Here is an 8,400-nt window from a genome sequence, read left to right as displayed (position 1 = left end):
TTACGTATATTAAAGATGGCGCTTTGTTATTTTCAGGATTTTTCATCTCAAATTTTAGATATCACAAAACAAGAAAAAAGAGAATTTTTATATGAAATATTGAGATTTTTTTTAATGTTATATATTGAATCAAAATTAGGTGAAATTACAAAAAATGATTCCATTATTCAACAAGATAAATGTATAAAAAAAATAAAAGATACCTATTCTGTAAATACCAATTCATTTATTCTCGATATCCCAATATGGGAAAAGATATTATTTGATGGAGTTATTGATAGTAAGCTTTTGCAAGAAAAAGTTGAATTAAATAATATTTATAATCCTAAGGTTGAAAATGAATGGCAGATATTATGGGGGTTTTCTGATTTAAATAGAAAAGAATGCATGTCTGCTTTAAAGAAAGTTAAGGATAATTTGAAAATTAATTTTTATGATGATATTTATGTCATAACACATCTTGTAGGAATATTTATAGAGTTAAGAAAATACGGGGTAATAAAAGGCAACAAAAGTATTGCTGATTATTTTATCAAATATATAAAGGATAATCGTCTACCTAAAGTGGATGCAATACAAAACTCAAGGCAATATACATCACCATTAATGAATATATCTTCACATGGTTTATGTTTTCACAGCAGTGATACTGACGAATTTAAAAAATTTATTGAGAAAAGAGACGATAGAATCGATGAGATCAAAAACAATATTTTTAAAAATAATGCTAAGCAATTTTTTAATAATCCTTATGAATATGCTAAAGATAAATTAAATTCTGAGCATGTTTATAATATTCCTTTATTATCGTTTATTAATATAAAGTTATTTGTAAATCGTATATGTAAATTAAATGGTGTTCAGCTTACCTATGTGTTGTATCTAGTACAGTTAAGTAGCAAACATCTTTCTAATAACGAGGAAGAAATGCGTGCATTAGATTCTTTTAAAGAGAAAATGAAAGACAAAATTAAAATGAAGTCTATGTCTCAATTTGATAAAGAAAAAATAAAAAAAGCAATGAATGAAGTTTTTACTAACAAGTCAAATTAAATATGTCAATTCGTAGAAATGGTAATAAATGGCTATTCGAAAAATACCTTGAGGGTGGTCGGCGTGTTCGTAAAACGTTCGCCACCAAAGGCGAAGCGTTAGCTTACGAAAATTATTTAGAAGAGCAAACTAACCAAAAACCTTGGCTGGGTGAAAAGATAGATCGCAGACGTTTATCAGATTTGATTAATACGTGGTATTCATTACATGGGCAAACGCTTAAAGATGGTGAAAAACGCCTAAAAGCCATGTTATTTGCTGATGATTGTATAGGTCATCCACTTGCTACCGATTTCACGGCCAAACAGTTTACTAACTATCGTCAAAAACGCATTGATGGTGAGATATTTAGAACCGATCGCATTAAAAATGTTGCCCCTCGAACCATGAACCTTGAGTTAACTTATTTTAAAGCAATGTTTAATGAGTTGATCAGGCTAGGGGAATGGCAACATAACAATCCACTTGAACGAATACGTCCATTTAAAACCGATGAGCAAGAAATGGCTTATCTAACAAAAGAGCAAATTCATGAACTCCTATTATCTTGTGAGCAAAGCACAGCCACCGATTTAACCATTATTGTTAAAATTTGCCTAGCAACAGGAGCAAGGTGGAGCGAAGCCGAAAGTCTAAAGGGCGCACAAGTTAAAGGTGGAAAAATCACCTACATTAACACCAAAGGCAAACGTAATCGTACCATTCCAATTAGCGACAAACTCTTTAACGAAATTCCCAAAAAGAATGGTGGCTTATTTACCCCCTGTTATTCAGCGTTCCGCTCAGCAATAGATCGTGCAGCAATAGAACTACCCGAACGACAATTAACCCACGTATTACGCCACACTTTCGCCAGCCATTTTATGATGAATGGTGGAAACATTTTAGTTTTACAAAAAATCCTCGGCCACACCGATATCAAAATGACCATGCGCTACGCACATTTTGCACCTGATCACTTTGAGGATGCTGTAAGGTTGAATCCATTAAATGACTAAGAGGAAATTGAATGAAATTATTAAATATATTTAAAAAAATTGAATTAGAAAATTATTATAAGAAAAATAAGCGTAAGCCAAAACTAAAACTAAAACTTAATTTAAAACAAATAATATTATCATTCATCATTCAACATCTATCACTCGTAATAGCCGTTATTTTATATGCGATTGCAATAATAACATCATTAATAAATAAAGATTCCATCCAGCAGCTTTTCATTGATGGATCGATTTTCTTTATTAATTGCACTTCGTCGCTATTATAGCCACAGCTAATCCAGTTACCCTCTTTATCATAAATGGTATTAACATTCCAAGTCGACTCATATTTTTTGCCATCAATAATACCTACTTCAGGTTTTAATTGAATTAATTTAACAGGTTTATCGGAATAAATACCTGCGGCATTAAGTACTTTACGCTCATTTCTTTTTTCTGAAACTTCCCAACCGTCAGGAGCACTATCAATATCAAATTGAGCAGATTTAACTTTCACCGCTATTGGGCAAGTAATTTCATAGGCATTAGCAGTGTGCAAAGTGCCAATTAAAACCAAAGAGGCAACACCTATCTTTAGTATTTTTTTCATTGATAAATCCTTATTAAAATATTGGCATAAATCATCATTTAATTTTATGTTAGACTGCAATTATGCAAAGATTATAAGTGTTGTCAAGCATATAGAATTTAACTCTATAATTATGTATGGTAATTGTTATGGGCATAAGCATAGGAACAAGTAAGATAAAATTTACAATATTTTGGAATGGCAACTCATTTGCAAACAAAAAATTAAGAGAGAAGCGATTTGTTAAATTCTACAGGAGGAGAATAGCCTGACAATATGAACCTAATTTCTTAATGCCCTCTAAGTAGTTATATAAGGTAACCAGAATAACGATATTGGTTTGCATTTAGGATGCTATTTTCCATTTGCAACTGTTTAAGCTTTTTGTGTAATGCAAACAGCTTATTTTCTTCTGGTTGTGATGATTTGTAGGTTGAATGAGCCACTTTGCTTGATTTATTTAGTGATCTAAAGCGCAGGGTGCCAGATTATATTTTTCGGCTAAATTACTGTGTGATTTTTTTTGCAGATAAAGTTTAACCATTTTTGATTTTACCTTATCCTGATCCTTAAAAAATTGTATGATATCTAATAATTTTTAACAAAAAATGGATAAGCAAGGATAAAAGTAAGGTGCTAACAATAAATAATCAGGTTATTAAGACTCTATATGGTGAAGTATATGGAAGAGATGCCTTTATTCTAAAAAATGTCATATTAGATATGTATCCTCTGGAACTAGAGGTAGTAACTTCTCTTGATTTATCTTTTTGTCAATTAAATAATGGGTTAAGTGGTGAAGTTTTAGTTTATTTTAAGTTCAAAGATATAAAAAGTTTAACTATTACGATGATTGATGAATCAAAATATCAACTGGTAAAAAAATCTTGCTTTGATAAAGTGTTTGATACCGAATGTGATGAACATTATATCTTAAGCACTTATGATCATGTGTTTGATGTAATTGGTCAATGTCAAGTATGTTATAAGTAGTTATGAACGTTTAGGATGGCGTTTAAATCGTTCAGCTTTACTTTATCTACTATTTATTTGATAAAGATGGTCTTTTTAGATTTAATTACGATTTTCTACTCAACTTTGTTTTTCGACTCTACCATAAATAATAGTTGTAGAGAATTAAATATAGTAAACGTTTTTGTAATTGAGAAAAAGATCTATCCCATTATCCAAATAAAGTAATCCATAATCTATGGTCACTTTCTACTTAATTCTAACCAACTTTACAAGTTTATTTATATGAGAAAAATTATCGCTATTATACACTATGTGATTTACTTAGCTGGCATTTTTATCTTATTAGTTATGGGTTCTAGCAAATACGATTGGATGCAAGAAATGGATAATACCATGACTAATTTGCCAAAAGATAGCTCTGGTAATGTAGGTCTAGTAATGGCAATCTTGGGGCTAATACTAGTTATAATGCAGGCTTTTCGTTTCAAACTAACTCATAGTCATTTTGAAAGAAAAATGATTGTTGTGCTAACGTTACTTGGATCCATTATTTGGTTGATTATATGTAGTTGATGACTAATTTTACTGGAATTCGCAATAATCTAAAGATTGAAAAATGTAATAAAGCAAACTTTTATCTTAACATAACAAAATACTAACCTTTGGGTAGTAAACTGCTGGGTACTTTTAGATGGATAATATTTTAATTAAAAATTTACTTTCCGCTATTGAAAAAGGTAACGTCAGGGGATGTGATGAAATAAAGGAAATAAACGGAGAGTGCTATTTTTTTCAATACGCATTGAAAAAGAAAAGCGGATTTTATAGCACTTACCTTTTTTATATCGTTGAAAGCAAGATGGATGTTATAGAGGATTATGGCATTGAGCAAATTAAAAAATTCTCTGATATTATTGATGCTGTTAATTATTTTAAATCACTTGGTGTTAATATTGAGCAATTTTCGTCGATAAAAGGAAATTTGCCTTTTTAATCAAAATCAAAAATAGTAAATAGAATAGTGTTGTTATTATCATGTAGCTCTATACCTTTACTGTTGAAATAGCTAAAATAAAGCTTTAGATATCCAAATTATTGTCCGAAAACTTAGCGTTGCATTTATATTTAGATGGCTAGTTTTTTAGTGTGTTATGATTAAAAGTTATTTTCAATAAATAAATTTTAAAGTTAATGATTCATTCTTCACTAAGAATAAATATTTTCAAAAATCATTCCAAATATGAAAAACACCGTGTTCCATATAAAGTCGCATTTTATTGCGTATTTTAATATTTGGCTTTATATTATATCTCTATTAACTCTATTTTAGTTTTTCGCTAATCATTTATAAGCACAATTTATGCATAAAAAACGTCTTTCTTTGATTGTAGCAATCATGGCTGTTATTGCCATGGTTATGATTATATATTTTGTAAATCAACCTGATATCATTATATTACAAGGTGAGGTTGAATCTAACCGTGTTGATGTGGCGGCTAGAGTACAAGGTCGAGTTATTCAATTTAATTATGATGTAGGGGATAATGTTAAACAGGGCGATATTCTTCTTAATCTTTCAAATCCAGCATTATTAGCACAGTTAGCGACATCTGAAGCCCAATTAAAAGTAGCAATGGCAAGTCGAGATAATACTTATAGTACTAGACCAGAAACAATTGATGTGCAAAAGGCACAGTTAGATAAAGCGAAATCGGATTTAGATTTAGCTCAAACTAGCTATGAACGAATTAATCGCTTAGCCAGAAATGGAACTGTTTCAAAGCAAAGTTATGATGAGTCCTTTAATCAATATCAAGCGGCCATTAAAGCTTATGAAGCTGCTAAAGCTAACTTAGCATTAGCCGAAAACGGTAGTAGTGTAGAACAGAAAAAATTAGCCGATGTGCAAGTTGAACAATCAAAAGCAGCATTGACGCAAGTAAAAGCTGATGTTAATGAATTAACTTTAGTTTCTCCAATTAACGGTCAGGTTACAACTCGAGTCGCTGAAACAGGGCAATTATACAGTCCAGGTACTCCGCTTTATTCTATTATTGATCTAAACGATATTTGGTTTACCTTTAATATTCGAGAAGATTTGCTGGGAAATATTAAAGTTGGGGATACGTTTCAGGTAAAAGTACCTGCATTAAATAATCAAGTTGTTGATGTTAGAATAACCGTGTTAAATGCATTAGGTCAATATGCGAATTGGCAAGCGACTAAAGCGACGGGTGACTTTGACCTAAAAACTTTTGAAATGCGTGCAAAACCAATAAATAAGGTACTAGGTCTGCGCCCAGGAATGAGTGTCACAACAAAGTGGCAATCTCACTGACATAATTTATATGGAGATTTTACACAAAGGAAACGACATTAATGTCTAACTCATTATTACAAGTGATGAGATGGGAAATCAACAAATTAATTAAACAACGTTTTTTATTTTTATTGATTTTGATCTATCCTTTATTACTTATTTTTTTATTTCTTTACATGTATAATGCAGGTGTTATTACTCAGGTACCTATCGCTGTTGTTGATCAAGATACAACTAAATCATCACGCTTATTAATTCAACAAGTTGCTGCTTCGCCACAGTTACAGGTGACTAAACGTTATCAAGATCTTTTTTCAGCCAAACATGCTTTGATCAAAGGTGATGTTTATGCTGTGCTTTTTATTCAGCCAAAGTTTGAAAAAGATCTTATAGCAGGTCATCAGCCAGAAGTAGTGGCTTTTTATAATAATCAGTATATGTCTGCTGGCACTATTATTTTTCGGTCGATGAGCTCTGCATTGAAAGCAGCTAATAGTCAAATAGTATTGCAAGAGTTATTAGAAAAAGGGGTTGCTTCATCAGTTGCGCAAGGCCAAATGCAATCAGTGCCAGTTAGTTTACATCCTTTATATAATCCAACATTAAATTATTTATACACATTAATTAGTGGGTTGATTCCTACTATACTTCAGATTATTATGATGATGGTAATGGTCACAAGTATCACTCGCGATCGTTTTTCTGTAACAAGCTATCAGCAAACGTTAAAATTAGCTAATCATAATATTTTTATCTTTTTATTGGGGCGTATCTTTCCCTATTTTATCTATTTTTTATTTTGTCTTATTCTATTTGACACGGTGTTAATTAATTACTTTAATTTACCACTAAATGGGCATTTTGTATTACTTCAGCTTGGTAGTATGGGGTTTATTTTAACGGCATGCCTGTATGGGATTTTTTTTGGTCTAGTTGGTTCAACATTAGCACAAGCTTATGGCGGTGCAAGTTTACTTGCATCTCCTTGTTTTGGGTTTACAGGGCTTATATTCCCCCGTATTTCAATGAATGCTTTTGCTTATATTTGGGGGGCTTTATTACCTGTAACATGGTATATACAAATTCGGCTTGATCAAACATTAAGAAAACCAAATTTTATTACTTCATTAGAACCATTTGTTTATTTATTTGTCCAATTTAGCGTGATGTCAATTCTTATTACTCTTGTGCTACGAAAGATACGTAGGCGGTTAATATGATTAAATCTTTATTATTAATTTCCTACGATGAATTAAAACGTATTTTCCAAACCAAGGCAATACTTAGCGTCATGTTTGTTGGGATATTTATCTATTTCTTCTTTTATCCACAACCTTATTTGAATGAAGCTATACGTGACGTACCTATTGCAGTTATCGACCAAGATAATACTAACTATAGTCGAGAGTTAGTAAGGCAAATCGATGCCAATAAATCGATTAAAATAGACTTGCATATTGAGGATTTAGAGACTGCTAAAAAGCTTATAGAAGAACGTAAAATCTATGGGGTATTACTGATACCTTATCGTTTTGAGCAACATATCTTAGAGGGAAAAGCTAGTCCTATTTCCTATTATGGTGATGCAAGCTATATTTTAATTTATAGTAATGTCGCAACTGCAATTAACACTGTTTCCAGTAATTTTGGTGCTAAGATTTCAATTTTACGTAAAATAGCACAAGGCGTCGATCCAGCAGTAGCAACTAATAATGTTTCACCTTTCAATACTCAGTTAATTAGCCTATTTAATCCTCAATCAGGCTATGCAACCTATATCATTCCAGCAGCTTTTATTTTGATTTTAAATCAAACATTACTTATTGGTAGTACATTATGTCGGCTATTTAGTAAAAATTCTCATTTTGAAATGGCTTTCATTCACAAGCAGAAGGATGCAGCATCTTCTGCACTATTACTACTTTTAGGTAAACTATTCACTTACTTAATACTTTATTTGATTTATTTTATTATTTATACCGTAGTTGCAAACTATTGGTATGACTTACCTCGCCTAAGTCATCTTTTTGTTTCTTTATCGTTTATTATCCCCTTTATTTTGGCTACCGCATCATTAGGTAAAGTTTTATCACATTTTATCCATACGGTGAGCGATGTATTTTGCTTAATTTTACCATCAAGTATGATTGTATTTTTTACTACGGGGATTTCTTGGCCTAAAGAATTAATGCCCCCTTTATTTCATTTGATTGGTGATATATTTCCTGCAGTACCCGCTATAGTCGGTTCGGTAAAAATTAACCAAATGGGCGCAAGCTTTTCTGAATTTAGCCAGCAATATTGGCATTTGTGGATATTAACTATTGTCTATTTTGGTATCGCTTTTATTTTAGAAAAGCGGTACGTGCAAAAGGCAATGATAGCAAATGCTAGTAAAGAAAGCTAAATACTGTTATATATCCGTTTTATAATATTTATTCAATGTATTAACAAAATTGATTTAACTATTTTTTATTTTTATT

8 protein-coding genes are annotated in these 8,400 nt (G+C 31.2%); 7 read left to right on the top strand and 1 reads right to left on the bottom strand.

From position 1 onward, the window contains the following. Both A9G42_RS13810 and A9G42_RS04295 read left to right on the top strand, forming a co-directional pair. On the top strand, positions 1 to 1,053 hold a 1,053-nt coding region (locus A9G42_RS13810), incomplete at its 5' end, for a hypothetical protein (protein ID WP_179854594.1). A 2-nt stretch (positions 1,054 to 1,055) separates the two neighbouring features. Continuing rightward, entirely contained in the window at positions 1,056 to 2,051 is a 996-nt protein-coding gene (locus tag A9G42_RS04295) for a phage integrase (protein WP_065652738.1), read from the top strand. 130 nt (positions 2,052 to 2,181) lie between these two features. On the opposite strand, the gene A9G42_RS04290 is transcribed toward A9G42_RS04295, so the two are convergent. Next, complete coding sequence (locus A9G42_RS04290) at positions 2,182 to 2,643, bottom strand: STY0301 family protein (RefSeq protein ID WP_065652737.1); 462 nt, start codon at positions 2,641 to 2,643, stop codon at positions 2,182 to 2,184. 612 nt (positions 2,644 to 3,255) lie between these two features. On the opposite strand from A9G42_RS04290, the gene A9G42_RS04285 reads away from it, so the two are divergent. The 5 genes from A9G42_RS04285 to A9G42_RS04260 all read left to right on the top strand — a co-directional run bounded on the left by A9G42_RS04285 (position 3,256) and on the right by A9G42_RS04260 (position 8,324). After that, positions 3,256 to 3,615, top strand: coding sequence for a hypothetical protein (locus A9G42_RS04285; RefSeq protein ID WP_065652736.1), 360 nt, complete (start codon positions 3,256 to 3,258; stop codon positions 3,613 to 3,615). 673 nt (positions 3,616 to 4,288) lie between these two features. Further along, positions 4,289 to 4,591 (top strand): hypothetical protein, encoded by a 303-nt coding sequence (locus A9G42_RS04275; protein ID WP_065652735.1) that lies wholly within the window; start codon positions 4,289 to 4,291, stop codon positions 4,589 to 4,591. 366 nt (positions 4,592 to 4,957) lie between these two features. Further along, complete coding sequence (locus tag A9G42_RS04270) at positions 4,958 to 5,935, top strand: HlyD family secretion protein (RefSeq protein WP_065652734.1); 978 nt, start codon at positions 4,958 to 4,960, stop codon at positions 5,933 to 5,935. Positions 5,936 to 5,976: 41 nt separating this feature from the next. Further along, positions 5,977 to 7,137: an ABC transporter permease gene (locus A9G42_RS04265; protein WP_065583118.1), complete on the top strand. Its 1,161-nt coding sequence runs from the start codon at positions 5,977 to 5,979 to the stop codon at positions 7,135 to 7,137. Then, positions 7,134 to 8,324: an ABC transporter permease gene (locus A9G42_RS04260; RefSeq protein WP_065583117.1), complete on the top strand. Its 1,191-nt coding sequence runs from the start codon at positions 7,134 to 7,136 to the stop codon at positions 8,322 to 8,324. Before A9G42_RS04265 ends, A9G42_RS04260 begins: the two co-directional genes overlap by 4 nt. Positions 8,325 to 8,400: the final 76 nt, after the last annotated feature.

The organism is Gilliamella sp. Nev6-6 (genome assembly GCF_001690605.1).
Lineage (GTDB): Bacteria > Pseudomonadota > Gammaproteobacteria > Enterobacterales > Orbaceae > Gilliamella > Gilliamella apicola_C.
The sequence above is the reverse complement of the archived record's forward strand: the minus strand, read 5'-3'. Positions and strand labels throughout refer to the sequence as shown.

What these genes read in the sequence shown, in the direction of transcription:
- A9G42_RS04295 (WP_065652738.1), top strand. Translation starts at nt 1,056, where the DNA reads ATGTCAATTCGTAGAAATGGTAATAAATGGCTATTCGAAAAATACCTT.
- A9G42_RS04290 (WP_065652737.1), bottom strand. Translation starts at nt 2,643, where the DNA reads ATGAAAAAAATACTAAAGATAGGTGTTGCCTCTTTGGTTTTAATTGGC.
- A9G42_RS04275 (WP_065652735.1), top strand. Translation starts at nt 4,289, where the DNA reads ATGGATAATATTTTAATTAAAAATTTACTTTCCGCTATTGAAAAAGGT.
- A9G42_RS04270 (WP_065652734.1), top strand. Translation starts at nt 4,958, where the DNA reads ATGCATAAAAAACGTCTTTCTTTGATTGTAGCAATCATGGCTGTTATT.
- A9G42_RS04265 (WP_065583118.1), top strand. Translation starts at nt 5,977, where the DNA reads ATGTCTAACTCATTATTACAAGTGATGAGATGGGAAATCAACAAATTA.
- A9G42_RS04260 (WP_065583117.1), top strand. Translation starts at nt 7,134, where the DNA reads ATGATTAAATCTTTATTATTAATTTCCTACGATGAATTAAAACGTATT.